Source organism: Psychrobacter sp. 1Y4, assembly GCF_051847555.1.
Window position 1 is genome coordinate 1 of the sequence record NZ_JBPYDE010001020.1, and the last position, 548, is coordinate 548.

General features: G+C 42.5%; 1 protein-coding gene. It reads left to right on the forward strand.

The features are described from left to right. Positions 1-342, forward strand: a 342-nt coding sequence (gene tatC / locus ACS8FC_RS20185; protein WP_439298095.1) for a twin-arginine translocase subunit TatC, incomplete at its 5' end; no start/stop codon positions are given. Between the last annotated feature and the right edge of the window lie 206 nt (positions 343-548).

The window sequence follows — 548 nt, forward strand, 5'->3', positions numbered from 1 at the left end:
ATGTTTGCCCCGCAAAACGTACTACCAATGACAGATATCGATAGCTATCTGAGCTTTGCCTTAAAATTATTTATGGTGTTTGGCTTAACGTTCGAGATTCCCGTCGTCACTTTGCTATTGATATTGGCAGGGATTGTCTCCATTCAGAGTCTAGAAGAAAAGCGTCGTTATATCATTGTGGGCTGTTTTGCTGTGGCTGCCGTGGTCACGCCGCCTGACGGGGTATCCATGCTGATGCTGGCAATCCCGATGTGGTTACTGTTTGAGCTGGGGTTATTTTTGGCAAAAATTTTGATAAAAGAAGAACCTAGCACTGATCTAATATCAACAGTCAAAGAATAAAGCATTTACCCGTCTGACTTATCTTGTTTTCTTCTTGCCCCACGCGTAAGCTTAGTGCTTATTGTCACGATTGAGTACCACCATCTACAAGCCATTGTTTATCCAGTGGCTTTTTTTGCCCCTGTGTTTTTAATCACTTTTTGTATTTAGGTAGCTTTATTATGTCCGCATCGATGCCAGCTTATATGAGCGATCCCACTGATGAG